At 69.0% G+C, this 24,737-nt stretch carries 24 protein-coding genes; 8 read left to right on the top strand and 16 right to left on the bottom strand.

From position 1 onward, the window contains the following. Positions 1-142: 142 nt before the first annotated feature. Together BM228_RS18510 and BM228_RS18505 are read left to right on the top strand one after the other, a co-directional pair. Positions 143-871 (top strand): DUF937 domain-containing protein, encoded by a 729-nt coding sequence (locus BM228_RS18510; protein ID WP_092042915.1) that lies wholly within the window; start codon positions 143-145, stop codon positions 869-871. A gap of 75 nt (positions 872-946) precedes the next feature. Then, positions 947-1,258: a cupin domain-containing protein gene (locus tag BM228_RS18505; protein WP_092042914.1), complete on the top strand. Its 312-nt coding sequence runs from the start codon at positions 947-949 to the stop codon at positions 1,256-1,258. Between the two features lie 28 nt (positions 1,259-1,286). Here BM228_RS18505 and BM228_RS18500 read toward each other — a convergent pair whose 3' ends face one another. Further along, entirely contained in the window at positions 1,287-1,736 is a 450-nt protein-coding gene (locus tag BM228_RS18500) for a hypothetical protein (protein ID WP_092042912.1), read from the bottom strand. Positions 1,737-2,138: 402 nt separating this feature from the next. Between BM228_RS18500 and glyA the strand changes: the two genes are divergently transcribed. The 4 genes from glyA to BM228_RS18480 all read left to right on the top strand — a co-directional run bounded on the left by glyA (position 2,139) and on the right by BM228_RS18480 (position 5,820). Next, complete coding sequence (glyA, locus tag BM228_RS18495; protein ID WP_092042911.1) at positions 2,139-3,443, top strand: serine hydroxymethyltransferase; 1,305 nt, start codon at positions 2,139-2,141, stop codon at positions 3,441-3,443. A gap of 102 nt (positions 3,444-3,545) precedes the next feature. Beyond that, positions 3,546-4,088: a transcriptional regulator NrdR gene (gene nrdR / locus BM228_RS18490; protein WP_092042909.1), complete on the top strand. Its 543-nt coding sequence runs from the start codon at positions 3,546-3,548 to the stop codon at positions 4,086-4,088. Continuing rightward, entirely contained in the window at positions 4,085-5,191 is a 1,107-nt protein-coding gene (gene ribD / locus BM228_RS18485; RefSeq protein WP_092042908.1) for a bifunctional diaminohydroxyphosphoribosylaminopyrimidine deaminase/5-amino-6-(5-phosphoribosylamino)uracil reductase RibD, read from the top strand. Before nrdR ends, ribD begins: the two co-directional genes overlap by 4 nt. A gap of 2 nt (positions 5,192-5,193) precedes the next feature. Further along, complete coding sequence (locus BM228_RS18480; RefSeq protein WP_092042906.1) at positions 5,194-5,820, top strand: riboflavin synthase; 627 nt, start codon at positions 5,194-5,196, stop codon at positions 5,818-5,820. Here the strand turns inward: BM228_RS18480 and BM228_RS18475 are convergent. From BM228_RS18475 to BM228_RS18415, 12 genes are all read right to left on the bottom strand, one after another. Then, positions 5,817-6,251, bottom strand: coding sequence for a PaaI family thioesterase (locus BM228_RS18475; protein ID WP_092042904.1), 435 nt, complete (start codon positions 6,249-6,251; stop codon positions 5,817-5,819). The genes BM228_RS18480 and BM228_RS18475 overlap by 4 nt on opposite strands. Positions 6,252-6,354: 103 nt before the next feature. Continuing rightward, complete coding sequence (locus BM228_RS18470) at positions 6,355-7,926, bottom strand: SpoVR family protein (RefSeq protein WP_092042902.1); 1,572 nt, start codon at positions 7,924-7,926, stop codon at positions 6,355-6,357. 252 nt (positions 7,927-8,178) lie between these two features. Continuing rightward, entirely contained in the window at positions 8,179-9,480 is a 1,302-nt protein-coding gene (locus tag BM228_RS18465; protein WP_092042900.1) for a YeaH/YhbH family protein, read from the bottom strand. Positions 9,481-9,735: 255 nt separating this feature from the next. Then, a complete protein-coding gene (locus BM228_RS18460) occupies positions 9,736-11,688 on the bottom strand; it encodes a PrkA family serine protein kinase (RefSeq protein WP_092042899.1) in 1,953 nt (650 codons plus the stop codon). A 228-nt stretch (positions 11,689-11,916) separates the two neighbouring features. Next, positions 11,917-12,372, bottom strand: coding sequence for an Ig-like domain-containing protein (locus tag BM228_RS18455; RefSeq protein WP_092042897.1), 456 nt, complete (start codon positions 12,370-12,372; stop codon positions 11,917-11,919). A 169-nt stretch (positions 12,373-12,541) separates the two neighbouring features. Next, the gene (locus tag BM228_RS18450) at positions 12,542-12,961 is read right to left on the bottom strand and encodes a hypothetical protein (protein WP_092042896.1); all 420 of its coding nucleotides are present in this window, start codon (positions 12,959-12,961) and stop codon (positions 12,542-12,544) included. A 97-nt stretch (positions 12,962-13,058) separates the two neighbouring features. Next, positions 13,059-13,538 (bottom strand): MerR family transcriptional regulator, encoded by a 480-nt coding sequence (locus BM228_RS18445; RefSeq protein WP_092042894.1) that lies wholly within the window; start codon positions 13,536-13,538, stop codon positions 13,059-13,061. Positions 13,539-13,864: 326 nt separating this feature from the next. Further along, entirely contained in the window at positions 13,865-14,194 is a 330-nt protein-coding gene (locus BM228_RS18440; protein WP_092042893.1) for an integration host factor subunit alpha, read from the bottom strand. Positions 14,195-14,349: 155 nt separating this feature from the next. Then, positions 14,350-15,342 carry a beta-ketoacyl-ACP synthase III gene (locus BM228_RS18435; protein WP_092042891.1) on the bottom strand — a complete coding sequence of 331 codons (993 nt, stop codon included), beginning with the start codon at positions 15,340-15,342 and terminating at the stop codon, positions 14,350-14,352. Positions 15,343-15,798: 456 nt separating this feature from the next. Beyond that, entirely contained in the window at positions 15,799-16,833 is a 1,035-nt protein-coding gene (gene plsX / locus BM228_RS18430) for a phosphate acyltransferase PlsX (RefSeq protein WP_092042969.1), read from the bottom strand. Between the two features lie 571 nt (positions 16,834-17,404). Further along, a complete protein-coding gene (locus BM228_RS18420) occupies positions 17,405-17,920 on the bottom strand; it encodes a YceD family protein (protein ID WP_092042888.1) in 516 nt (171 codons plus the stop codon). Further along, positions 17,917-18,474 carry a ubiquinol-cytochrome C chaperone family protein gene (locus BM228_RS18415; RefSeq protein WP_092042886.1) on the bottom strand — a complete coding sequence of 186 codons (558 nt, stop codon included), beginning with the start codon at positions 18,472-18,474 and terminating at the stop codon, positions 17,917-17,919. Before BM228_RS18415 ends, BM228_RS18420 begins: the two co-directional genes overlap by 4 nt. A gap of 191 nt (positions 18,475-18,665) precedes the next feature. Between BM228_RS18415 and BM228_RS18410 the strand changes: the two genes are divergently transcribed. Beyond that, complete coding sequence (locus BM228_RS18410) at positions 18,666-19,163, top strand: outer membrane protein assembly factor BamE (protein WP_092042884.1); 498 nt, start codon at positions 18,666-18,668, stop codon at positions 19,161-19,163. 68 nt (positions 19,164-19,231) lie between these two features. Here BM228_RS18410 and BM228_RS18405 read toward each other — a convergent pair whose 3' ends face one another. The 3 genes from BM228_RS18405 to BM228_RS18395 all read right to left on the bottom strand — a co-directional run bounded on the left by BM228_RS18405 (position 19,232) and on the right by BM228_RS18395 (position 23,067). Next, on the bottom strand, positions 19,232-19,894 hold the full coding sequence (locus BM228_RS18405) for an HAD hydrolase-like protein (protein WP_092042883.1): 663 nt from the start codon (positions 19,892-19,894) through the stop codon (positions 19,232-19,234). 1 nt (position 19,895) lies between these two features. Further along, positions 19,896-21,809 carry a PAS domain S-box protein gene (locus BM228_RS18400; protein ID WP_092042968.1) on the bottom strand — a complete coding sequence of 638 codons (1,914 nt, stop codon included), beginning with the start codon at positions 21,807-21,809 and terminating at the stop codon, positions 19,896-19,898. Positions 21,810-21,975: 166 nt separating this feature from the next. Beyond that, positions 21,976-23,067 (bottom strand): alkene reductase, encoded by a 1,092-nt coding sequence (locus tag BM228_RS18395; RefSeq protein ID WP_092042881.1) that lies wholly within the window; start codon positions 23,065-23,067, stop codon positions 21,976-21,978. Positions 23,068-23,322: 255 nt separating this feature from the next. On the opposite strand from BM228_RS18395, the gene BM228_RS18390 reads away from it, so the two are divergent. Further along, positions 23,323-24,435 carry an FAD-binding domain-containing protein gene (locus tag BM228_RS18390; protein ID WP_092042880.1) on the top strand — a complete coding sequence of 371 codons (1,113 nt, stop codon included), beginning with the start codon at positions 23,323-23,325 and terminating at the stop codon, positions 24,433-24,435. Positions 24,436-24,737: the final 302 nt, after the last annotated feature.

Here is a 24,737-nt window from a genome sequence, read left to right as displayed (position 1 = left end):
CGGGCGCGGCCCGCAATACCGTCCGTCTCCCGGTCCGGACCGGACTGAGCACAAGATCCTCCGGCGGGAACTGGTATTTCGCCGCGCAACCGGTCACGATGCCCCGTCCCGGCCGGTTCGACCGGGATAGGGACGAGGCGTCATGTTCAACCCGCTCGAGATGTTCCAAGCCCAGGGCGAGGCCGGGATCCAGGCGATGGCCCAGCAATTCGGCCTGACCCCCGAGCAGACCGCCCGCGCCTTCGAGGCGCTGATGCCGGCCCTGACCCTCGGGCTCCAGCGCGGCGCCGGCCTGGACCCGAACGGCTTCGCCCGGATGTTCGGCATGCCCGATGTCGCCCGCACCGCCGCGCCTCAGGGGCTCGAAGCCCTCACCCAGATGTTCGGCTCGGCCCAGCTGATGCAGGCGGTGCTGCGCCAGGCCTCGGCCACCAGCGGCGTCGGCGCCCAGGTGCTGCGCCAGATGCTGCCGATGATGGCAGGCGCCGTGGTGGCGAGCATCGTCCACGTCATGCTCAACCAGCCGCAAGCCGAGCCAGTACAGGCGCCCCCGCCCCCCGTGCCGTTCCCGTTCGGCCCGGTCTGGGGCGAGATGGCCAAGGCGTTCATGCCCCCCGCGGCCCCGCCCCCACCGCCGAAACCCGCCCCGAAATCCGCGGGGGAGAAGGCCGGCGAGGCGGGCTCCGCCATGATCGAGCAGATGCTGCGCACCGGGGCCGAGGTGCAGGGCAACAACATCCGGGCGATGCAGGAACTGTTCGAGACGTTTTGGCCGTCCTCGGAGAAGCCCGGGGATCCGGCAGCGCCGAAGCCTCAGCCGAGCCCGCCAAAGCCCCGGCGTGGCCGCGCGCCCGAGGGCGGGACCGGTTGACGCACGATCCGGGTTGCCAGGGCCGTTGACCCGGCGCGGCCCGGAGGCATCTCCTGCGGTGAAGGAGACAGCCCGATGACCGACCACCTGACCGCCTGGGACGCAAGCGAAGAGAGTGTTGCCGGCAACGGCGTCGCCAAGCGGACGATCCCGGGCGCCGGCGCGAGCCTCGTGCGGGTCGTGGTCCCGGCGGGTGTCTCGGCGGAGCGCCACAGCCACGCGCACGAGCAGTTCGTGCAGGTGATCTCCGGCTCCGGGTTCCTCGAGACCGAGCAGGGCCGCAAGCCATTCTCCGCCGGCAGTGTGTTCCATTTCCCCGCCGGGACATGGCATGCCGCCGCGTTCGAGACCGACACCGTGCTGGTGGAGACGAATTTCGTCTCCTGAACGCGGGCGACATGTGCCCGATCCGGACTCAGAGGGACGTGTTTCTGCCGAACTGCGCTTCGAGCCTTGCGATGCTGGCCACTGCCTCATGAGCGTAGCGGATTGCGGCCTCGGCGGTCAGCAGCTTGTCCTCTTGCGGGTCGAAGGCGACGCCCGTCGACAGCCTTAAGGCGGCGGCAATCGCGATCCAGGTCCCCGCGCAGGCCGGGAACGTCGCGAAATAGAAGGCGTACGCGCAGGCCCATGGTCCCCCGAAATCGGTTTGGGGGTAGGTCTCCGCCAAGTCCGAAAACGGAATGACCGAGCACTCGAAGCCTGCCTCACGTCCCTGCCAGGTGGCCGGGAGATGACCGGATACGGTAGGCGGGATCCGATCCGCTTCAAGTTTCAAATCGAATCCAATCGCATCGATCGCGGACTGCCATTCCGAAGTGCTGGAAATAGATCGCGCGCACAAGACGTAGGCTTCCATAGTCATGCGCTATAAACTCGACGCAAATATGATCTGAAGTAAATATTATCTCTTATGTTGCCCGCCATCCTGAGACGAAATATTTAACTTATGCGGGCATATCAAGATCCGATCCGAAATTTTGATTCGCATTCTACGGTTTTGGCTTGCTTGTCCAAGTCCGCTCCTATGGCGTCCGATTCTTATTTATTCGACGCCTGGACGAACGCATCTCGTTACGCGAAGCTTACGGCCCCGGCCTCAACCCGGCGCCGCGATGCGCACCCTGCGGCAAATAATTCTTTGCGCGCGTCCAAAATGCCTGTGCTTGGCGGCGCGGGCCGGCCCGTGTAGGAATCCCGCTCGAATGCCCGCCCGTGCACGCCGACGAAAGGCCGGGCCCCGCCCCTACCAGAACAGAGGCAGACCATGAGCGCCGGTACCGCCGCCGACAAGCACTTCTCGAACAGCTTCTTCGCCGCCCCGCTGACCGAGGCCGATCCCGAGATCGCCGAGGCGGTGTCGAAGGAACTCGGCCGCCAGCAGCACGAGATCGAGCTGATCGCCTCGGAGAACATCGTTTCCCGCGCGGTGCTGGAGGCGCAGGGTTCTGTGCTGACCAACAAGTACGCGGAAGGCTATCCGGGCCGGCGCTACTACGGTGGCTGCCAGTTCGTCGACATCGCCGAGAATCTCGCCATCGAGCGCGCCAAGCGCCTGTTCGATTGCGGCTTCGCCAACGTGCAGCCGAATTCCGGCTCCCAGGCCAACCAGGGCGTGTTCCTGGCCCTGATGCAGCCCGGCGACACCTTTTTGGGCCTCGACCTCGCGGCCGGCGGCCACCTCACCCACGGCGCCCCGCCCAACGTCTCGGGCAAGTGGTTCAAGCCGGTCTCCTACACGGTGCGCCGGGATGACCAGCGCATCGACATGGAGCAGGTTGCCGCGCTCGCCGAGGAGCACAAGCCGAAGGTGATCATCGCCGGCGGCTCGGGCTACCCGCGTCACTGGGACTTCGCCAAGTTCCGTGAGATCGCCGATTCCGTCGGCGCCTACTTCATGGTCGACGCCGCCCACTTCGCCGGGCTGATCGCGGCCGGCGTGCATCCGTCGCCGTTCCCGCACGCCCACGTGGTCACCACCACGACCCACAAGACGCTCCGCGGCCCGCGCGGCGGCATGATCCTTACCAACGACGAGGCGCTCGCCAAAAAATTCAACTCGGCGATCTTCCCCGGCCTCCAGGGCGGCCCGCTGATGCACGTCATCGCCGGCAAGGCCGTGGCCTTCGGTGAGGCGCTCAAGCCCGAGTTCAAGATCTACGCCCGCCAGGTGGTGGAGAACGCCAAGGCGCTCGCCGACACCCTGATCTCCGGCGGCTACGACATCACCTCGGGCGGCACCGACAACCACCTGATGCTGGTCGACCTGCAGCGGAAGGGCCTCACCGGCAAGGCTGCCGAGGCCGCCCTGTCGCGAGCCGACATCACCTGCAACAAGAACGGCGTGCCCTTCGACACCCAGAAGCCGACCATCACCTCGGGCATCCGCCTGGGCACCCCGGCCGGCACCTCGCGGGGCTTCGGCGTCGCCGAGTTCAAGCAGATCGGCGGCTTCATCGTCGAGGTGCTGGACGGCATGGTGGCCAAGGGCGAGGCCGGCGATCCGGAGGTCGAGGCCTCGGTGAAGAGCCGCGTCCACGCGCTGACCGACCGGTTCCCGATCTACGGCTGAAGCCTGTGCCCGGCGGCCTTCCGGCCCGCCGGCACGTAGTCTAGGAAACGGCCGCGGACCAGACCGGTCCGCGGCCGTTTCCATGCGTCGAGTACAGATCCCATGCGGTGTCCCTATTGCGGCGGCTCCGAGACGCAGGTGAAGGATTCGCGGCCCTCCGAGGATGGCGCCGCGATCCGCCGCCGCCGGGTCTGCCCGGATTGCGCCGGCCGCTTCACCACCTTCGAGCGGGTGCAGCTGCGCGAGGTCGTTGTGCTCAAGCGCTCGGGCAAGCGCGTGCCCTTCGACCGGGACAAGCTCCAGCGCTCGATCGACGTGGCCCTGCGCAAGCGCGCCGTCGACCCGGAGCGGATCGAGCGGCTGGTGAGCGGCATCACCCGGCAACTCGAAAGCGCCGGCGAGCCGGAGGTGACCTCCGAGGCGATCGGTGAGCTGGTGATGGCCGGGCTGAAGGGTCTCGACGACGTCGCCTATGTGCGCTTCGCCTCGGTCTACAAGAACTTTCGCGAGGCCAAGGATTTCGAGGACCTGCTCGGCACCCTGGGCGACGGCCTGCTGGCCGTCGGGGCCGAGGCCGACTCGCCCCCCGACCCCGAGGAGCCGGGGCCCGAGGCATCCCCCCGCCGCCGGGCCGTCCGCCCATGAGCGACGATGCCAGCTTCATGCGCCTCGCCCTGGCGCTCGGGCGGCGCGGGCTCGGCACCACTTGGCCGAACCCCTCCGTGGGCGCTGTCGTGGTCGAGCCCGGCACCGGCCGGATCCTCGGGGCCGGGGCGACGGCTCCGGGGGGCCGTCCGCACGGGGAGCCCCTGGCGCTCGCCGAGGCCGGGGCGGCGGCCCGAGGCGCGACCCTCTACGTCACCCTGGAGCCGTGCTCCCATCACGGCCGCACGCCGCCCTGCACCGACGCGATCCTGGCCGCCGGCATCGCCCGGGTGGTCAGCGCCATCGAGGATCCCGACTCGCGGGTGGCCGGGCGCGGCCACGCCCTCCTGCGGGCCGGCGGCGTCATCGTCGAGACCGGCCTGATGGGGGAAGCGGCGGCCCGCGACCATATCGGCCACATCACCCGGGTGACCCGCGGAAGGCCGGCCATCCACCTCAAGCTCGCCCGCACCCGCGACGGCTTCTGCGCGAGCGCCGGCCCGGAGCGCCTGCGGATCACCGGCCCGGTGGCCGACGGCGCGGTGCATCTCTGGCGGGCGCATGCCGACGCGATCCTGATCGGCATCGGGACCGCCCGGGCGGACGACCCGTCCCTGACCGTCCGGCTGCCGGGCCTCGCCGCCCGCTCGCCCCTGCGGATCGTGCTCGATTCGCACCTGATGCTCTCGCCGGCCAGCGTGCTCGCCCGGACCGCCCGGGACACCGCCACTCTGGTCCTCACCACCCGCTCCGCCCCGGCCCATGCCCGCCGAGCCCTGGAAGCCTTGGGCGTCGAGATCGCCATCCTGCCGGCGGATGTCGCCGGCCGCGTCGACCTGCCGACCGCGCTCGCCCATCTCGGGGAGCGCGGTTTGACGCGGCTGTGCAGCGAGGGCGGCCCCCGCCTTGCCGATGCCTTCGCGCGGGCCGATCTGATCGAGGCCTGCACGCTGGTCACCGGGCCGGCGGAGCTCGGGGCCGCGGGCGGCCTGAAGGCGCTCGGCCCGGATTTGACCGGGGCTTTGGCGAGCGAACGATTCAGGCTGGCCGAGCGGCTTCTGCTCGGCCCTGACGAGGCCGCCACCTACGAGAAGGTTTTTTAGAGATGTTCACCGGTCTCGTCAGCGATGTCGGCACCATCGTCTCGATCGCGGGCGAGGGCGACCTGCGCCGGATCACGATCCGCGCCTCCTACGACCCGGCCACAATCGCGCTGGGCGCCTCGATCGCCTGCTCGGGCCCATGCCTGACGGCGGTCTCGGTGGAGCCGGCCGAGGGCGGCTGCGTCTTCGCGGTCGACGCCGCCGCCGAGACCCTGGCGCGGACCACGGTGGGCCGCTGGGTGGCGGGGGCGCGCATTAACCTGGAGCGGTCCCTGAAGATCGGCGACGAGCTCGGCGGCCACCTCGTCACCGGCCATGTCGACGGCGTCGCCGAGATTTTGGAGCGCGAGAGCGTCACGGCCGGCGCCTGGGGGCCGAGCGATCGCTTCACGCTGCGCGCCCCCGCAGGCCTGTCGCGCTTCATCGCCGAGAAGGGCTCGGTCTGCCTCGACGGCACCTCCCTCACGGTGAATTCTGTCGAGGGCGACGTCTTCTCGGTGCTGCTGATCCCCCACACCCTCCAGGTCACCACCTGGGGCGAGCGGCGCGTCGGCGACGGGCTGAACCTCGAGGTCGACCTGATCGCCCGCTACGCCGCCCGGCTCACCGAGGCACGGCCGGGCGCCTAACTGCGTTCGGATGGGATCGCGTAGGTGCCGGTGGCGTGGCAGACGAGATCGTCGCTGCCCGGGGCGGTGATCCCCACCTCCCCCACCGCCAGGCGCCGCCCGAGCTTGAGCAGGCGGCATTCCGCCAGCAGGTCGCCCGGGGTGGGCTTGCGCAGGAAGTTGAAGGTCAGACTCGTGGTCACCGCCAGAGCGACCGGGCCGATCTGGGCCAGGATCGCGGCGTAGAGCACGTAATCCGCCAGCGCCATCATGGCCGGCCCCGACACCGTGCCCCCGGGCCGCAGGAACCGCTCCTGCCCCTCCATCCGCATCCGCGCCGAGAGCGGCCCCACCGCCTCCAGATGAAACGCCCGCCCGCCGGCCTGCATCTGCGGGAATTCCCGGTCGAGGAAGTCTTTGGTTTCGGCGAGGGTGAGAATCGGGGCGCTCATGCCTGTTTGCAGCATGGGTTGGGGGGATGGGGCAATCCGCGGCTGATCCCATCCACCACCTCATCCTGAGGGGACGGGTGGGAAGACGCCCCTGGACAAACCCTCAGAAAAAGATGGGCCGCGCGCTGGCGCTGATCTCGCCCAGCACCGTGCCGGTGGCCGGCTCGACTTCCTTGAGCACCACGTCGTAGCCCCAGAGGTCGGCGAGGTGCTGGAGCACGCGCTTGGCGTCGTCCTTCTGCAGGGTGATCTTGTTGATCGCCTTGTGGTGCAGGATCAGGCGGCGATCGCCTTCGAGATCCACGTCCACCACCTCGATATCCGGATCGAGCCAGGCGACGTCGTACTGGCGGGCGAAGGAGCGGCGCATCTTGCGGTAGCCGCGCTCGTCGTGGATCGCTTCGACGCGCAGTTCCGCCTCGTCGGGGTCGTCGACCACGTGGAACAGGCGTAGGTCGCGCATCAGCTTCGGCGACAGGAACTGCTGGATGAAGCTCTCGTCGCGATAGTTCTCCCAGCAATCGCGCAGCACCGCCATCGAATCGCCGGCGCCGGCAATGTCCGGGAACCATTCGCGGTCCTCGGCGGTCGGCTGCTCCACGATCCGGGCGATGTCCTGCATCATCGCGAAGCCGATCGCGTAGGGGTTGTGGCCGCCGTAGCTGCGGTCGTCGTAGTTCGGCTGCCGGATGACGTTGGTGTGCGATTGCAGGAATTCGAGATAGGCGGCCTCGGTGATCTGGCCCTTCTCGGAGAGCGAATTCATGATCCGGTAGTGGCAGTAGGTCGCGCAGCCCTCGTTCATCACCTTGGTCTGGCGCTGCGGGTAGAAATACTGCGCCACCAGCCGGACGATGCGCAGGATCTCGCGCTGCCAGGGGCGCAGCCGGGGCGCGACCTTCTCCAGGAAGTAGAGGATATTCTCCTGGGGCAGTTCGAGCAGGGCCTTGCGCCGTTCCGCGGCCAGGTCCGGACGCACCGCGCCGGTCTTCTGCGGCAGGGTCCGCCACAGGTCGTTGTAGATCTGCTCGCCATGCTCGATCCGCTCGCGCTCTCGGCGCTGCTCGGAGGCGAGGTCCGGCCGCTTCTTGCGCGGGTAGCGGTGGACGCCCTGGCTCATGAGCGCATGGGCGGCGTCCAGCACCTGCTCCACCGCCTGGTGGCCGTAGCGCTCCTCGCAGCGGGCGATGAAGCCCTTGGCGAAGTCCAGATAATCGAGGATGCCCTCGGCATCGGTCCATTGCCGGAACAGATAATTGTTCTTGAAGAAGTGGTTATGGCCGAAGGCGGCGTGCGCGATGACGAGCGTCTGCATCGTCGCCGTGTTCTCCTCCATCACGTAGGAGATGCACGGGTCCGAGTTGATGACGATCTCGTAGGCGAGCCCCATCAGGCCGCGCCGGTAGCCGGCCTCGTGCTGGGCGAAATGCTTGCCGAAGGACCAGTGCTTGTAGAACAGCGGCATGCCGATCGACGCGTAGGCGTCGAGCATCTGCTCGGCCGTGATGATCTCGATCTGGTTCGGGTACCAGGACAGCCCCAGTTCCGGCCCGGCAATGGCCTCGCAGGCGTCGTGGATGCGCCGGATCGTGTCGAAATCCCAGTCGTTGCCGGTGAACAGAGGCTTTTGGCCGCCGGAGATGGTCTGGGGCGTCCGTGCCTTGACGCGAGTCATGCGGCCTCCCGTGTCTTCGAACCCTGCCCCGCACCGGCGCGGGACGGGTGGTCTCTCCCCTCGCGGAGGCGACCGGGTCCACCCGCATTTAGGTGGAGCGCGGGTCCCCTCTCCCGTGCGGGAGAGGGACAGGGTGAGGGGCGTGCTCTTTCCGGATGGACCTGATCCCTCACCCCAGCCCTCTCCCGCACGGGAGAGGGGGTGCGTCGCGGTCTGGGCGGACCGATCAGGGTCATGCCCGCGCGTCCCACCTCACGCCTCCGCCTCGGCCCGGGCGTCCTTGCGGCCGAACAGCTCGCGGAAGACCGGGTAGATCTCCCGGCGGTGGTTGACCTTGCGCATGGCGATCGGGCCGCCGGCCTTGGCGATGGCCTCGTAGGTCCGCCACAGGGTGGTGCGGTGCTCCACGAACCCGGCCCGGGGGCCGTTCTCGTCGCCGACCTCCAGATAGGCGAAGTGCTGGCAGGCCGGCAGGATGTGCGACCGCAGCAGCTCCGTCGAGGTCGGGCCGTCGGAGGAGACGTTGTCGCCATCCGAGGCCTGGGCGGCGTAGATGTTCCAGTCGTTGGGGTCGTAGCGCTCGGCGATGACCCGCTTCATCTCCACCAGCGCCGATGACACCAGCGTGCCGCCGGTCTCCCGGGAGCCGAAGAAGGTCTCCTCGTCCACCTCAGTAGCCCGGTCGGTGTGGCGGATGAACACGATCTCCACGTGCCGGTAGCGGCGGGTCAGGAAGATGTGCAGCAGGATGTAGAACCGCTTGGCGAGGTCCTTCATGTGCTCGGTCATCGAGCCGGACACGTCCATCAGGCAGAACATCACCGCCTGGGCGATCGGCCGCGGATAGGGTTCGAACCGGCGGAAGCGCAGGTCGATCGGATCGACATAGGGGATGCGCTTGGCGCGCTCGCGCAAGCGTAGCAGCGACTGCTCCAGGTCCGGCCGGCCCGGATCCGATTCACGCATCTCGGCGAGCTGCGCCTCCAACGCCGCGACCTCCTCGGGCTTCGGACGCTTGAGGGCGATCCGCCGGGACATCGAATTGCGCAGGGTGCGCGTCAGCGCGAGGTTGGCCGGCGAGCCGGTGACCGTGTAGCCGGCCCGGCGCATCCCCTCGGTCTCGACGACGGCAAGCCGCCGCTTGGCCAGATCCGGAAGCTCCAGATCCTCCAGGAACAGCTCCAGAAACTCCTCGCGGGTGAGCACGAAGCGGAACGCGTCCTCGCTGTTCTCGCCGCCCTCTCCGCCCTCGCCGGAGCCACGCCCCCCGCCGCCGCCCGGGGGCCGCTCGATCAGGTCGCCTTCCACGTAGGTCTTGTTGCCGGGCAGGATGTGGTCCTGCAGGCCGGTGCCGGGCTGGCGGGAGAACCGGGGCTCCCGCACGCCGTCGGCGGGCACGGTCACCCGGCCGTCCTTGCCGAGATCCTTGATGTCCTTCTCGCGGGCGGATTCCCGCACCGCGCGCTGGGCGACATCCTTCACGCGCCGCAGGAAGCGCTGCCGGTTGGGGAGGCTCTTGCCTCCCGGGTTCAGGCGTCGGTCGACGATGTGCATCCGCTGCGAAAACCCTCGTCCCGCGTGCTCCGGCCGGTTCTAGCCTCCCGTTATACCATGCTGCCTTCGAAAAGAGGCTTCCCTCTTTCGCACAGTCTGGTCTAACGCGCCGCTCCCAGATGATGTGTTCGGAAAAGCGGTTTTCCCTTTTCCCACATCATGCTTGCGAGCCTCGCCGGCCGGTCGTCCGAAACTATGGCGGCGGAGGGTCGAAACTTGGCCGCCCGGGTTTGGCCCGGGCGGGCTCTTCGTCCCTCAGCCGGCCTGCTTCACCCGCATGTACCATTCCACCAGACGGCGGACCTGCCGCTCGGTGTAGCCCCGGGCGACCATGCGCTCGACGAACTCGCCGTGCTTCTTCTCGGTGTCGCCGTCCTTCTTGGAGCCGAAGGAGATGACCGGCAGCAATTCCTCGACCTGGCTGAACATGCGCCGCTCGATCACCTCGCGCAGCTTCTCGTAGCTGGTCCAGCTCGGGTTGCGGCCGCCATGCTGCGCCCGCGACCGTAGGGCGAACTTGACCACCTCGTTGCGGAAGTCCTTCGGGTTGGCGATCCCCGCGGGCTTCTCGATCTTCGTGAGCTCTTGGTTGAGGAGCTCCCGGTTCAGCAGCTGGCCGGTCTCGGCATCCTTGAAGTCCTGATCCTCGATCCACGCATCGGCGTAGTCGATGTAGCGGTCGAACAGGTTCTGGCCGTAATCGTGGTACGATTCGAGATAGGCCTTCTGGATCTCGTGGCCGATGAACTCCGCGTAGCGCGGGGCCAGCTCGGTCTTGATGAATTCCAGGTACTTCTTCTCGGTCTCCGGCGGCAGCTGCTCCCGGCGCAGCGACTGCTCCAGCACGTACATCAGGTGCACCGGGTCGGCCGAGACCTCGGTGGTGTCGTGGTTGAAAGTCGCCGCCAGCACCTTGAAGGCGAAGCGGGTGGAGATCCCGTCCATGCCCTCGTCGACGCCAGCCGTGTCCTTGTATTCCTGCATCGAGCGGGCGCGCGGATCGACCTCGCGGAGCGATTCGCCGTCATAGACCCGCATCTTCGAGAAGACGTTGGAATTGGCGTGCTCGCGGAGCCGCGACAGCACCGAAAACCGGGCCAGCATCTCCAGGGTGCCGGGGGCGCAGGCCGCGTCCGAGAGCTCCGAGCCGGAGATCAGCTTCTCGTAGATGTGCTGCTCCTCCGTCACCCGGAGGCAGTACGGGACCTTGATCACGTAGATGCGATCGATGAAGGCCTCGTTGTTCTTGTTGGTCTTGAAGGTCTGCCACTCGGATTCGTTCGAGTGGGCCAGGATCACGCCGGTGAACGGGATCGCGCCGATATTTTCGGTGCCGACATAGTTGCCCTCCTGCGTCGCGGTGAGCAGGGGGTGGAGCATCTTGATCGGCGCCTTGAACATCTCGACGAATTCGAGAACGCCCTGGTTCGCCCGGTTGAGGCCGCCCGAGTAGGAGTAGGCGTCGGGATCCGCCTGCGACAGGGTCTCGAGCCGGCGGATATCGACCTTGCCGACCAGCGAGGAGATGTCCTGGTTGTTCTCGTCGCCCGGCTCGGTCTTGGCGATGGCGATCTGCCGCAGCCGCGAGGGCCGCACCTTGATCACCTTGAAGCGCGAGATGTCGCCGTTGAACTCGTCCAGGCGCTTAAGTGCCCAGGGGCTCATCAGGCCGGTGAGCCGCCGACGCGGCACGCCGTAACGCTTCTGGATCTCCTCGCCCATCGTGTCCGGATCGAACAGCCCGAGCGGGCTCTCGAACACCGGCGAGACCTCGTCCCCGGCCTTGAGGACGTAGATCGGGTGGACCTCCATCAGCGCCTTCAGGCGCTCGGCCAAGGACGACTTGCCGCCGCCCACCGGGCCCAGCAGGTAGAGGATCTGCTTGCGCTCCTCCAAGCCCTGCGCGGCGTGGCGGAAGAACGAGACGATCCGCTCGATCGTCTCCTCCATGCCGTAGAACTCGCGGAAGGCCGGATAGGTCCGGATCGTCCGGTTCATGAAGATCCGGCCGAGGCGGGAATCCTTGGCGGTGTCCACGAATTCCGGCTCGCCGATGGCCGCCAGGATGCGCTCGGCGGCCGAGGCATACATCAGCGGCTCGTCCCGACAGGCTTCGAGATACTCGGAGAGTGTCATCTCCGTATCGCGGCGGGCCTCGTACCCTCGGGCGAAGCTCTGGAAAAGGTCGTTCGTCGCATGCATGGGCATTCGATAACCCTCTCAGACCCTGACAGCTTCATCCTGTCTCGGCTCGGATGCAACCGACAGGCCCGCTTTTGTCGCAGCGCGGCGAACGTGCCGCCAGCCTGTCGATTGCTTGCAACACTCGTCTGGCGAAAACAGGGCCTTGACGAGGTTCAACGTTGATTTCAGTCTCCTCCGTACGCGCAATTTAGGATGAAAAACTATGCACGCGCCAGGGTTTCCTGCCTCTGCTTAGAGATCCGTGCCTTCTTTCTTGGCATCGTCCCCGGATTTTGATCCGGCCGCCCCGACGGTGATCTTGATGGTCTGGGTCTGGACTTGGCCGTCGGCGCTTCGGACTTCGAAGGTCACCTCGTCGGCACCGGTGAAGCCAGTGTTGGGCTGGTAGAATAGCGCCTGGACGGCGGCTTCCTTGTTGGGGCAGCGATAGCTCGCCGGCGTCTTCACCTTGCCGACCTTGGTGATCACCGCGCCGTTCTTGGGCGCGCCAGAAACTTTGAACTCCGGCATCGGGCCGGGGCTGCAATCCTTCTTGAGATTCGGGGCGATCTCCAGCCGCACGGTCTTGCCGGGGGCGACCGTCTTGGAGCGCGTCACCGTGGTCTGGGCAAAGGCCGGAACCTGGGCCGGTCCCGCAAGGATCAGGCCCCCTGCGAGCAGCGCGGCGAGCGGACGAAGGGCGGTCATGCGGCGTCTCTCCGGTACCGATCCGGGGCCGGATTTCGGGCTCATGCCCGGGCGCCCCTTTCATCGGTTGACCCGCATGTGGGGACGCCGGGCACGGCCGTCGAGGGTTTTGGGAGCGATGTCCCGTCCCAGACAGAGGCGTTGCGCCGAATCTTTTCCGGAACCGATCCTAATCCTGCAGCACGGCCGCAACCACGCCGGTTACCCGGGCGATCTGGGCGGCGTCGAACTCACCCGCGAGAGCGGCGGCGAGCCGGGCCTCGACCCGGGCGCGCTCCCCGGCGTCGGCGATCGGCACCGGCGGAATCTGGTCCTCGGGCAGGCGGCAGACCCGGCGGATCGTCTCGGCGGCGGTGAGCAGCTTCTCCCGGTCGGGGGGCGCCATGTCCCAGAGGGGATTGCGCAGGCGGCTGATCACCCGCTTGGCGTCCCGGTATTCCCGGTCGACATTGGTGGCGGCCTCGATCTGACTGACGAGGAACATCAGCTCGAGGACTTCGGAGGCGGCATCCGGGCAGGAGCGGACGATCCGCATGAGGCGGGCCATCAGTTCCTGGCTGGGTGACAGCTTGGGTTTGGGCGCGGCCATGCGGGCGTCAACGCGGTCTCCGGCCGGAAAGTTCGCTGATTCCGCAAGTTGCGTGCTTAACGCACTCCACGCGCAGTGCGCGAAGGAGCGCCGGCGGTCACACGTCCCGGTCGTAGGGCCTGCGCAGGGCGTCGAGCAGGGCCCGGCAGGCGCGCAGATCGTCCAGCACGCCCATCAGCGCCGCCCGGTCGGGGGTGTCGGCCCGGAGCGCCGATTCGGGGCCGCCCTCGACCTCCTGGACCAGGGGCTCGGCGGCCTTGGCCTCGCCGCGGCCCACGGCCTGGACGAAGCGGATGCCGTTCTCCTTGAGCACCCGCTGGGCGCCCGCGATGGTGTAGCGCTGCACGTAGAGGAGCTGCCGGATGCCGGCGACCAGCTCGACATCCTGGGGCCGGTAATAGCGCCGCCCGCCCGCCCGCTTCACCGGGCGGATCTGGCCGAATCGGGTCTCCCAGAACCGCAGGACGTGCTGGGGCACGTCGAGCTCGTCGGCGACCTCGCTGATCGTCCGGAACGCGCCGGCGCTCTTCTCCCCGATCGGTTCGAGCGTCCTATCGGCGGCGAGGGCTGGGGGCATGGCTGTCTTACAATGGCTGGGACGGGACGATCTTGCCGGCCCGCGCGGCCGGGCTCAAGCCTTACGGGGGCTCGTTTGTCGTCTTAGCGGGACACCAGCCCGATCCGCGCGTTCCGTCCCGCTCTGCGGGGGAGGGTGGGCCGGCCGTCAGGCCGGGTCGGGAGAGGGGAACCCGGCGTCCGGAAGAGGCAGAGCAGATGTGCGGACCGGAGCCACATCCTGCACCGTTGCTCCCCTCTCCCGACCCGCTTCGCGGGCCACCCTCCCCCGCAGAGGGGGGAGGGAGAGCGCGTCACTTCGGTGGAAAGGAGCCTCGATCGGCCCGCTCAATCATCCTCGTCGTGCTTGTCCAGCCCGTTGATCGCCTGGCCGTTGATCTTGGCCTTCAGGACGTTGGACGGCTTGAACACCATCACCTGGCGGGGCTCGATCGCCACCTCGACGCCGGTCTTGGGGTTGCGGCCGACGCGCTTGCCCTTGCTGCGCACCACGAAGGAGCCGAACGAGGACAGCTTGACCGTCTCGCCCCCGGCCAGGCAGGCGCAGATCTCCGACAGCACGGTCTCGACCAGGGCGGCGGATTCGGTCCGCGACAGGCCCACCTGGTGGTAGACGGCCTCGCTCAAGTCGGCGCGCGTCACCGTCTTGCCTGCCATGCCGTGTCCCCTCGCCCGCTCTTCTCTTCCGGCAGCCCACAGGCACGACGAACGCCGCCGCACAACAAGCTGAAGGTGTATCCCTATGATCCGGCACGCTAATCGGCGCTGGCCGCCCGGTCAACCGCGGGGAGGCCTGGAATCGGTCCAGCCCGTCACCAGCGGATCAGCGCCGCGCCCCAGCTGAAGCCGCCGCCGATCGCCTCGATCATCACCAGATCGCCGGGCTGGATGCGCCCGTCCCGCCGGGCCACGTCGAGGGCCAGGGGAATCGAGGCGGCCGAGGTGTTGCCGTGGCGGTCCACCGTCAGCACGATTTTTTCCCGGGCGATGCCGAGCTTGTCGGCCGAGGCCTCGATGATCCGGCGGTTGGCCTGGTGCGGCACGAACCAGTCGAGATCGTCCGCGGTGAGTCCGGCCTGCGCGAAGGCGTCGGCGATCACGTCGGTGACCTGCCCGACCGCGAACCGGAACACCTCGCGGCCTTCCATGCGCAGATGCCCGGTGGTGCCGGTCGAGCCCGGGCCGCCATCGACGTAGAGCTTGTCCCGGTGCCGCCCGTCCGAGCGCAGGCTGGCGCAGAGCACGCCGCGCGCGCCGGCATCCGCCCGCGCCTCCAGCACCACCGCCCCGGCGCCGTCGCCGAACAGCACGCAGGTGGTGCGGTCCTCCCAGTCGAGGATCCGCGAGAACGTCTCGGCGCCGATCACCAGGGCCCGGCGGGCCGAGCCGGTGGTCAGGAACTTGTCGGCGGTGGAGACCGCGAACACGAAGCCGGCGCAGACCGCCTGGAGGTCGAAGGCCGCGCCCTGATGAATGCCGAGCGCCGCCTGGATCTGGGTGGCGGTGGCCGGGAAGGTGTGGTCGGGGGTCGAGGTCGCGCAGATCACGAGGTCGATATCGGCGCCGGTCAGGCCGGCATCGTCGAGGGCCGCCTGGGCGGCCCGGGTGCCCAGCACCGAGGTGGTCTCGCTCGCATCGGCGATGTGGCGCTGGCGGATGCCGGTGCGCTGGACGATCCACTCGTCCGAGGTCTCGACCCGCTCGCTCAGGGCGGCGTTGGTCACCACCCGCGCGGGCAGGCTCGATCCGGTCCCGACCACCACCGAGCGGAGCGCCTGCGAAGACTCTGTGCGGAGGGCTGACATCGCTTTCCTTCCCGGACGCGGGGGCACCACAATCTTTGGTTGTGGTGCCCCGGACGCCCGAATTCCATCCGTCTGAACACGCGGCGCCGGCTTAGGGATCCGGCCTCCGTGGTGAGCGCATGGCCCTCACGCAGGCCACGCGCTCGATAGAAGATTTTTCCCAGGACCGTCCCGGCGAGGTTCGGTAATCCGAGGGGCAACCGCGGTAGGATCTATCACCCTGTCATTCCGGGGCCGCGCAGCGGAGCCCGGAATCCAGAATCATAGGTCGAGCAAGACTTTGCGCCGTCGGCGGCTCTGGATTCCGGGCTCGCCTCCGGCGCCCCGGAATGACAGGGAGGGTTTTACGCAGGGCGTGAAATTCCAAGGTTTCCGGACCGCAAATCTCCTCGTCGAACCAACTGCCGAGTGCCCGACCTGCCGCCCGTAGGGCACGGCACGCCGCAAGGCAAAAAATTATGCCGGCGCCAGGACCGCCGTCTGGTCCAGCATCTCGCGGATGGTGCGGATCATGTCGTGGCGGGCCATGTCGTGGGCCAGGTCGATCGCCGCGGCGAAGCCTTGCGCGCTCTCCGAGCCGTGGCTCTTGATGACGATGCCCTCGAGGCCCAGGAACACGCCGCCATTGGCGCGGCTCGGATTCATCTTGTCCCTCAGGGCCTTGAACGCCTGGCGGGCGAACAGCGCGCCGATCTTGGCTGCGAGCGTCCGGGTCATGGCCGCGCGGAGATAGGTGCCGATCTGCTTGGCCGTGCCCTCGGCGGTCTTGAGCGCGATGTTTCCCGTGAAACCTTCGGTCACCACCACGTCGACGGTGCCGCGGCCGAGATCCGTGCCCTCGACGAAGCCGTGATAGGTCAGCCCGGAGCTGTCCATCTCGCGCAGCAGCCGGGCGGCCTCCTTGACCGCCTCGTTGCCCTTCATCTCCTCGGTGCCGACGTTGAGCAGGCCGACGGTCGGCTTGTCGAGGTCGAACACGATGCGGGCCATGGCCGAGCCCATCACGGCCATCTCGACCAGGTGCTCCGCATCGGTGCCGATGGTGGCGCCGACATCGAGCACCACGCTCTCGCCGCGCACGGTGGGCCACAGGCAGGCGATGGCCGGGCGCTCGATGCCCGACATGGTCTTCAGGCAGATCTTCGACATCGCCATGAGCGCGCCGGTGTTGCCGGCCGACACGCACGCATGGGCCTGCCCGTCGCGCACCGCCTGGATGGCCTGCCACATCGAGGACTTGCCCCGGCCCTGGCGCACCGCCTGGCTCGGCTTGTCGTCCATGGCCACGGCCACATTCGTGTGGCGGATCTCGACGCAATCCTTGAGGCGCGGCTCCTTGGCGACCAGCGGGGCGATCACCGCCTCATCGCCGAACAGCAGGAAGGTCATGTCGGGATGGCGCTCACGGGCCAGCGCGGCGCCGGGCACGACGGTGGAGGGCCCGTGGTCGCCGCCCATGGCGTCGAGCGAGATGCACACGCGTTGGGACATATCTTTGCGGGTCGCGGTCTCGGCGAGGGGAGCGGCGAGCCGGACGAGGGCCGGCCGCCAAGCGCGGCGGACCATAGCGATACCGGGCCGCCGGGCAAATGAAATCGGGCCGGACGGGCCGGGCAATGTTTTCGGGGCGGGCGGGGGGCTTATGCGAGCGATCCCATCCACCCCCTCATCCTGAGGCTACGATGTTCACACATCGGCTGACGAAAGGCGCGACGCGCTCTCCTCCCCCCTTGCGGGGAGGAGTTGGAGGTGGGGGTGGTGCAGAAGGCACCGTTACGCGCGATCCTGCACTACCCCCACCCCTGACCCCTCCCCGCAAGGGGGAGGGGAAATGCGTTGTGTTTCAGAGGCTTGCGACAGAGTAATCTCGATGTGTGAATCCGCTGGCATCCTGAGGTGCGAGCGCAGCGAGCCTCGAAGGAGGCCTCCAGGGATCGCGCGGCTGGCTGGAGGGCTCCTTCGAGGCCTCCGCTGCGCTCCGGCTCCTCAGGATGAGGGGGTGGATGGGATGTCCCTTGGCAGAAACCTGCCCTCGCCCAGGGGCAGCGCCAGCCGGCCGCCCTCACCCCTCCCCGTCACGCAGCCGGCGGAGCGCGTCGAAAGGCCCCGCATCCTCGCCAGCCACCACGGGCTCGAAGGCGATGCCGGGCTTGCGCGGATAGGGGTCGAGGCCCAGCGCCAGGAACTCAGCGGTCAGCGCGCCGAAATCTATCCGGCCGCCTATCAGCGGGTCGGGCACCTCGACATCCTCGGCATCGGTGCCGGCGAGCTGGTCGGTATCGGTGAACACCACCTCCACCGGCTCGCGGACCGGCCCCTCGAACGGCTCGAGGCTGACCGTGCAGATCTGTGTCACCACGGCCTCGACCATGCCGGTCACGGTCATCCGGTTGGTGGAGCCCGAGATCTCGAACCGCCCGACCAGATCCCGGATGGCCGGGATCTTGAAGTCGGCGGCCAGCGCCGTGCACTCGGCCGGGCTCGCCTCGACGGTGGCGGCGCCCCGGCCCTGCGGCAGGCGCTCGACATTGACCCAGCGCGTGAGCGGCCCGCTCTCCGGACCCGTACGGTGTCTCATATCCTGTCTCCGGTCGGGGCCGGCGCGAAGGCGTCCGGCTCCGGGAAGGGCGGCCCGGCACCGAGCAGCCCGTCGAGATTGGTATTTGCCAGCGCGGCGTCGGCCGCCAGCACGTAGGCGGCCAGGCCTGCCGCGTCACCCTCGCCGCCGAGGACGTTGCGGGCGAGCACCACGGCCAAGGCCGCGCCGTCGCCGGCATCCAGCGCGGCGTCGTAGCCCGTGGCCCGGCCGTAGAAGGCCGCGCCGAGTTTTTTCATCCGCTTGCCGACGCCCATATCGCCGACGCCGAGCTCGCGCAAAGCCGCGTCGAGCTGGGTGAAGACCGAGTTCACCAGATCCTGCGCGACATCGGCCGCTGGGGCCGGCAGCCGGTTGAGCCGGCGCAGGATCAGGATGACGTGCAGGCACAGGGCCTCGAACCGGCCCTCCACGGTGTCGGGCACGGCGAGGCGCGTGTACAGCCCCGGCTGCCGCGCCGCCGCGCTGATCGCCGCATGCAGCCCCTCCACGGCCCGGCGCCGCGCGCTGTCGCGCCGGAAAAGACCGGCGATCATCGGTGCCTCGCGTCGAGACGGAGAGCCGTCGAACGGCGCATGCGGACGGCCCCCGTCTGTGGCCAAGCTTGCCTTGTCAAAGCCATATCCCCGCGGTACGGCAACCCACGCCCAAGGCGCAAGCGCCGTCGGAGACACGGACCGGCGGCGGCCCGCGTCGCTCGTCCGTCAACACCTGCTCTGGGGGCCCGATGCGGCGCCGTCTCGTCCAGTCTTTTGCGCGCCTCGCCCTGCTCGGCCTCGCGGGCGCCGGCCTCGCCGGCTGCGTCGGCGAAGAGCTGCGCCACGGCTACCAGATCGATCAGGCTGCGCTGGCGACGATCAAGCCCGGCATGAGCCCCGAGCAGGTGCTGCAGATCCTCGGCACGCCGTCGACGGTCTCCACGGTGGGCAACAAGTCCTGGTACTACATCTCGCAGAACACCAGCCGGACGATCATGTTCCTGGGCGAGCAGGTTGAGGACCAGAAGGTCACGGCGGTCTACTTCACCCCCGGCTTCAAGGTCGAGCGGGTGGCGCTCTACGGCCTCCAGGACGGCAAGGTGTTCGACTTCATCGAGCGCACCACGCCGACCAGCGGCGCCGACCGGGCCTTCCTCAGCCAGCTGTTCCGCGGCCTGACCCGCTACGAGCCGTTCGGCTCCGGCAAGGGCACCAGCGTCGTCCCGGGCGCCAACCGCGGCCTGTAACAAAAGTCAGGGGTTTCCAAAGGGCTCAGCCCTTTGGCGGGGTTCGGGGGCGGAGCCCCTGATTTGTCTCAGACCAATTCGGGCCGTCGCACCAAGCGTGCGATGTCCGCCGGCTCGGCGAACAGGTATTCGGGACCCAGCGCCGCGAGCGCTCGCGCATCGGTATAGCCCCAGGCCACCGCGCCGAACGGGCAGCCGAGCGCCCGCGCCGCCTCCAGATCCCGGACCTCGTCGCCGATGCACAGGGCGCGCTCGGGGGCGACGCCCTGCCGGGCCAGCAGCGCCCGCAGCCGCCGCGCCTTGCCGAACAGCGAGGCGCCGCAGGCATAGGCATCGATGCGCTTTGCATTCTCCGGCCCGAGCACCCGGCGGATTGTATCAACGCGGTTCGACGACAGGATCGCGAGCAGCACCCCCGCCTCGCGAAGATCGGCCAGCATCGCCGGCACGCCGGGAAACAGCGCGATCCGGCCTGCGTCACGCGCCGCCAGCGCATGCATGTGGCGGGCGATGAGCGGCAGCTTCCAGCGCGGGATGCCGAGATGGGCCACGATCGCCCGCGCCCCCTGCAGCCGCAGCGCCTCGACCTCGTGGGCCTCGACTTGGCGGAAGCGGTAGCGGTCGGCGACGCCGTTCAGGACCGAGCAGAACCAGTCGAAGCTGTCGGCGAGGGTGCCGTCGAAATCGAGCACGACGAAGTGCGGCGCGAATCCCCCCGGGCTGCGCGTCATCTCAGTGGCGGAGATTCTCGAGGGGCACGCTGAGCCGCATCAGCAGGCCGCCCGGGGCCCAATCGTGCACCAGAACGCCGTCGAGCTGGCCGGCGACGCTGCGCTCGGCGAGCACCGTCCCAAAACCCTTGCGGGAGGGTTTTGCCGTGACCGGGGGACCGCCGGCCTCGGCCCAGGTCAGGGTGTAGCGCCCGCCCTCGCGCAGGCCGCTCAGGGCGACGCCGCCCTCCTTGGTGGAGAGGCCGCCATACTTCATCGCGTTGGTGGCCTGCTCGTGCATGATCAGCGCGAGCGCCGTGGCGGTGCGCTCGCCGATCGCGGCATCGTCGCCGGAGATGGCGACGCGCGCCCGGCCGCCCTCCTCGTAGGCGGCCATGATCAGGCGCATGAGGCCGAGCACGGTCTGGCCCTCGACTTCGGGGGCGCTCTCCGGGGAATGCGGGCGGACATATTCGTGGGCCCGGGCCAGGGCGCCGAGCCGCTCCCGGAACGCCGCCGCGAACGGCTTGGCCGCCGGGTCGCTGCGGGCGGTGAGCGCGGCCAGGCCGCCGACCACGGCGAAGATGTTCTTGATCCGGTGGGACAGCTCGCGGATCAGCAGGTCGCGGGCCTCCTCGGCGCGCTTGGACTCGCGCAGGTCCCGGGTGACCGTGGCGTAGCCGATCTCGGCCCCGGTCGGGTCGCGCACCGGGAAGATGTTGTACAGCACCGCGACCCGCTCGCCCGTGACGAAATGCCGGAAGGCCAGTTCGCCCTCCCAGGTGCCGGAGCGCCGCACGGCCGGCATCGCGGTCTCGGACAACACCCGGCGGCTGTCCGCGCAGAAGAAATCCTCCATCCGGTGCTGCCGGGCGGTGGCGAGATCGGGCAGCCCGACGAGCGCCAGGGCGGCCTCGTTGAGATGGGTGATCGCGCCGTCCAGGGTGGTCAGGCCGATGAAATCCTTGGAGGTCTCCACGATGGCGGCGAGCTTGCGCGCCTCGGCCTCGGCCCGCTTCAGGTCGTCGATATCGGTGCAGGTGCCGAACCAGCGCTCGATCCGCCCCTCCGCGTCGCGGATCGGCATGGCCCGGCCCAGCGTCCACCGGTAGGTGCCGTCGTGATGGCGCAGGCGATACTCGATCTCGTAGGGCTCGCCGGTGGCGAGCGAGTGGCGCCAGCGCGCCCAGGCCCGCTCCTGGTCGTCCGGATGGAACACGCCGTTCCAGCCCTCGCCGTCGGTGGAGCCGTAGGGCATGCCGGTGAACTCGTACCAGCGGTCGTTGTAATAGTCGTGGAACCCGTCCGGCAGGGTGGTCCAGACCATCTGGGGCATCGCCGCGGTCATGACCCGGAAGCGGCGCTCGCTGGCGGCGAGCTCGGCCTCCCGAGCGGCCACCTGGGCGTGGGTCCGCCGGTATTCGAGCAGGGTCGAGACCTGGCGGGCGAGCGCCGTCAGGGTGGCTTTCTGGTCGGAATCGAGGCCCTCGGGCCGCGGCGTCCGGTCGAGGACGCAGAGCGCCCCGAGCGGAATGCCCTGCGAGCCCCGGATCACCGCCCCCGCGTAGAAGCGGAAGCCCGGGCCGCCGATCACCAGCGGGTTGTCGATGGTCCGCGGATCGTCGGTGAGATCGGGGATGATCAGGCTCTCGCCGGCCTCGATCGTGTGGGCGCAGACCGAGCAGTTGATCGGCAATTCGCGCTGGCCGAGGCCGAACTCCGACTTGAACCATTGCCGCTCGGCATCGACCAAGCTGACCAGGGCGACCGGCGCCCGGCAGACTTGGGCGGCGATCCGGACGAGGTCATCGTAGAGGGGCTCGGGCTCGCTATCGAGGATAGCGAGGTCGTGCAGCTCCGCCAGCCGATCCGCTCTGCTCCAGCGCCCGTCGGTCGATCCGGCATCCGCGTGTGTCTTGAGAGGCGGCACATCCATGGTCTTGCGCTCAAATAGGCGCAGATAGGCTGGATGCATAGGCACGGCCGCAGATTATGGTTTTCGCGCTCGCTATGACGGCGCGGGCGGCTTCCTCGGAAAACGCCCGCACCGTCATCGCGGCCCCGGAGCCCGCCGCGCAGGCCCCGGAACCAGGTGACCCCTGTCAGGCCGCCCGGGCTTCGTCGAGGGTCGGGTAGTCGGTGTAGCCCTTCGGCCCCTGGCTGTACCAGGTCGCGGCCTCGTCCTTGGCGAGCGGCGCGCCCTTGGCGATGCGCTCGACCAGATCCGGGTTGGCGATGAAGGTCCGGCCGAACGCGATCGCGTCGGCCTGCCCGGCATCGAGCGCCTTCTGGCCGCTGACCCCGTCGTAATCGGCGTTGAGGATCAGCGGGTTGCGGAACACCTTGCGCATCGCCGGGGCGATCGGCGGGTGGTCGGCCTTGCCGAAGGTGCCGTCCGGGCCGGGCTCGCGCATCTCCAGGAAGGCGATGCCGCTGTCGGCCAGCGCCTGGGCGGCGGCCACGAACAAGGGCTCCGGATCCGAATCGTTGGTGCCCTGGATTGCACCGTTCGGCGACAGGCGCACGCCGGTGCGCTCCGGCCCGGCGACCCCGGCGACCGCATCGGTCACCTCGCGCAGCAGCCGCACGCGGTTGGCGATGGAGCCACCGTACTGGTCGGTGCGGTGGTTGGTGCCGTCGCGCAGGAACTCGTCGATCAGGTAGCCGTTCGCGGCGTGGATCTGCACCCCGTCGAACCCGGCCGCGATGGCGTTGGCGGTGGCGCGCTCATAATCGGCGAGCAGGCGCGGGATCTCGGCGACCTCGAGCGCACGCGGTTCGGCATAGGGCTTCTTGCCCGAATAGGTGTGCGCCTGGTCCGGGGCGACGATGGCCGAGGGCGCGACAGGCTTGGCGCCGCCCAAAAAGTCCGGATGGACCAGCCGGCCCATATGCCAGATCTGGCAGACGATCTTGCCGCCGCGATCGTGCACGGCCTTCACGATCGGTCGCCAGGCATCGACCTGCGCGTCGGACCAGATGCCCGGCGCGTACGGCCAGCCCAGTCCCTCCTGGGAAATGCCGGTGGCCTCGGTGAGAATCAGCCCGGCGCCGGCGCGCTGGGCGTAATACTCGACCATGAGGGGCGTCGGCACGTGCTCGCGGGTGGCACGGCCGCGGGTGAGCGGGGCCATGAAGATGCGATTCTTCGCCTCGATGGCGCCGATGCGGATCGGGTCTAGCAGGGACGGCATGGAAACCTCGTGCTGGTGCGGCAGCGCCGCCCGTCAGTGAGACGCCGAGGTGGCGTCGCGGCGCGGTAACGCCAAGGTGCAGCGCAGCACGGGCGCTCGGTCCGTGCGCGAGCGCACGTCTCGGAGGGAGAGAATCATCCCGGGGTTTTTGGGTCGCAAAGCGATTCCCGGTTGGGCCGGACGGCGCGGGGAATGGGTCGCAGCCGCGCCCGGAAAACCCTGCGCTAGCTTAGCGGCATGGATCGCATCTTTCCTATGACCCGGGATGCCGGGCTCGACCGTCTCTCTGCCTTCCTCGCGGAGGCGGGTGCCGATTACGCCGCCTCCCGCAACACCGACCGCGGCGTGCAGGCGCGGCCGACCACCTCGGCGCTGTCGCCCTATCTGCGCCGGCGCCTGATCACCGAGGCCGAGGTGGTGGCCGCGGCCGACAGCGCCTTCGGCGACGGCGGCGCCGAGAAATTCGTCTCCGAGGTGTTCTGGCGGACCTACTTCAAGGGCCATCTGGAGACCCATCCGGCCGCCTGGACAGACTTTCTGGCTCTGGCCGCGGCGGACCGCACGCGGCTCGCCGCCGAGCCCGGGTTGCGCCGGACCTACGAGCGCGCGGTCGAGGGCCGGACCGGCATCGACGGCTTCGACGATTGGGTGCGCGAGTTGGTCGAGACCGGCTGGCTGCACAACCATGCCCGGATGTGGTTCGCCTCGATCTGGATCTTCACCCTGCGCCTGCCCTGGGCGCTCGGCGCCGACTTCTTCCTGCGCCACCTCGTCGATGGCGACCCGGCGAGCAACACCCTGTCCTGGCGCTGGGTGGCGGGCCTCCACACGCGGGGCAAGCATTACGTCGCCCGTGCCGAGAACATCCGGCGCTACACGGAGGGCCGGTTCGATCCCGCCGGGCTCGACGAGTATCCGGATTCCCTCGACGAATCGAACCCGCCGCGCGAGATCGCGCTGCCGCGGGCCGATGCGGCGCCGGCCGGCCCGGTCGCCCTGTTGCTGCATCTCGACGATTTGCACCCGGAGAGCCTGCCTCTGGGCGACGCCCGGGTGGTCCGAGTCGGCGGCCTGGTCGCCCACGCCCCCGGTGCGTCGGACCCGGTTCGGGCGGCCGATGCGGCCGCGATGGCCGACGCCCTGGCGCGGGCGGCGGCGCATTTCGGCTGCCCGGCGGGACCGGTCGCCCCGGATTGGTCCGACGCCCATCCGGTCGTCACGGCCTGGGCCCCGGTCGGCCCGTCCGCGGATGCCCTCCCGGCCGAATGCCTGCGCGTCCGGCGCTCCTGGGACGAGATCGCCTGGCCGCTGGCCACCCGCGGCTATGCCCGGGTGAAGAAGGCCATCCCGCAGTTGCTACCGCATTGATCGTCGGGGGGGCGTTGTGGCCAAGAAGGATAGGGGCGCCGGCCGGACCGACGCGACAACCCCGCTTTGTGCCTATCCTGGGGGTCTGAACCAATCAGCTTGCGCTTAGGGTGGCTGCTTACGATCCAAGTCGAACGGCGAATGAACGCGACACAGTACCCGTAAGCGGACCCTGCCAAGATCACGATGCTTCGACCGGCGCAGCTTGGCCGTTGCGCCCCGTTCGCCGGCGCGCTATCTTCGCGGCGTCGGAAAAGGCAGACTTGGTCTGGTAAGCCCAAGTCCTTTCGGTAACGAAAGCT

This window comes from Methylobacterium pseudosasicola (assembly GCF_900114535.1).
Lineage (GTDB): Bacteria > Pseudomonadota > Alphaproteobacteria > Rhizobiales > Beijerinckiaceae > Methylobacterium > Methylobacterium pseudosasicola.
Note: the sequence above shows the minus strand (reverse complement) of the source record. Positions and strands in the feature narration are given on the sequence as shown.

Bases quoted from the DNA above. Each gene is read 5' to 3' on its own strand.
- BM228_RS18420 (WP_092042888.1), bottom strand. From the start codon at position 17,920: ATGAGACACCGTACGGGTCCGGAGAGCGGGCCGCTCACGCGCTGGGTC.
- BM228_RS18415 (WP_092042886.1), bottom strand. From the start codon at position 18,474: ATGATCGCCGGTCTTTTCCGGCGCGACAGCGCGCGGCGCCGGGCCGTG.
- BM228_RS18445 (WP_092042894.1), bottom strand. From the start codon at position 13,538: ATGCCCCCAGCCCTCGCCGCCGATAGGACGCTCGAACCGATCGGGGAG.
- BM228_RS18480 (WP_092042906.1), top strand. From the start codon at position 5,194: ATGTTCACCGGTCTCGTCAGCGATGTCGGCACCATCGTCTCGATCGCG.
- BM228_RS18405 (WP_092042883.1), bottom strand. From the start codon at position 19,894: ATGACGCGCAGCCCGGGGGGATTCGCGCCGCACTTCGTCGTGCTCGAT.
- BM228_RS18460 (WP_092042899.1), bottom strand. From the start codon at position 11,688: ATGCCCATGCATGCGACGAACGACCTTTTCCAGAGCTTCGCCCGAGGG.
- BM228_RS18475 (WP_092042904.1), bottom strand. From the start codon at position 6,251: ATGAGCGCCCCGATTCTCACCCTCGCCGAAACCAAAGACTTCCTCGAC.
- BM228_RS18470 (WP_092042902.1), bottom strand. From the start codon at position 7,926: ATGACTCGCGTCAAGGCACGGACGCCCCAGACCATCTCCGGCGGCCAA.
- BM228_RS18435 (WP_092042891.1), bottom strand. From the start codon at position 15,342: ATGTCAGCCCTCCGCACAGAGTCTTCGCAGGCGCTCCGCTCGGTGGTG.
- BM228_RS18510 (WP_092042915.1), top strand. From the start codon at position 143: ATGTTCAACCCGCTCGAGATGTTCCAAGCCCAGGGCGAGGCCGGGATC.
- BM228_RS18400 (WP_092042968.1), bottom strand. From the start codon at position 21,809: ATGGATGTGCCGCCTCTCAAGACACACGCGGATGCCGGATCGACCGAC.
- BM228_RS18505 (WP_092042914.1), top strand. From the start codon at position 947: ATGACCGACCACCTGACCGCCTGGGACGCAAGCGAAGAGAGTGTTGCC.
- BM228_RS18390 (WP_092042880.1), top strand. From the start codon at position 23,323: ATGACCCGGGATGCCGGGCTCGACCGTCTCTCTGCCTTCCTCGCGGAG.
- BM228_RS18500 (WP_092042912.1), bottom strand. From the start codon at position 1,736: ATGACTATGGAAGCCTACGTCTTGTGCGCGCGATCTATTTCCAGCACT.
- BM228_RS18450 (WP_092042896.1), bottom strand. From the start codon at position 12,961: ATGGCCGCGCCCAAACCCAAGCTGTCACCCAGCCAGGAACTGATGGCC.
- ribD (WP_092042908.1), top strand. From the start codon at position 4,085: ATGAGCGACGATGCCAGCTTCATGCGCCTCGCCCTGGCGCTCGGGCGG.
- plsX (WP_092042969.1), bottom strand. From the start codon at position 16,833: ATGTCCCAACGCGTGTGCATCTCGCTCGACGCCATGGGCGGCGACCAC.
- glyA (WP_092042911.1), top strand. From the start codon at position 2,139: ATGAGCGCCGGTACCGCCGCCGACAAGCACTTCTCGAACAGCTTCTTC.
- nrdR (WP_092042909.1), top strand. From the start codon at position 3,546: ATGCGGTGTCCCTATTGCGGCGGCTCCGAGACGCAGGTGAAGGATTCG.
- BM228_RS18395 (WP_092042881.1), bottom strand. From the start codon at position 23,067: ATGCCGTCCCTGCTAGACCCGATCCGCATCGGCGCCATCGAGGCGAAG.
- BM228_RS18465 (WP_092042900.1), bottom strand. From the start codon at position 9,480: ATGCACATCGTCGACCGACGCCTGAACCCGGGAGGCAAGAGCCTCCCC.
- BM228_RS18440 (WP_092042893.1), bottom strand. From the start codon at position 14,194: ATGGCAGGCAAGACGGTGACGCGCGCCGACTTGAGCGAGGCCGTCTAC.
- BM228_RS18455 (WP_092042897.1), bottom strand. From the start codon at position 12,372: ATGACCGCCCTTCGTCCGCTCGCCGCGCTGCTCGCAGGGGGCCTGATC.
- BM228_RS18410 (WP_092042884.1), top strand. From the start codon at position 18,666: ATGCGGCGCCGTCTCGTCCAGTCTTTTGCGCGCCTCGCCCTGCTCGGC.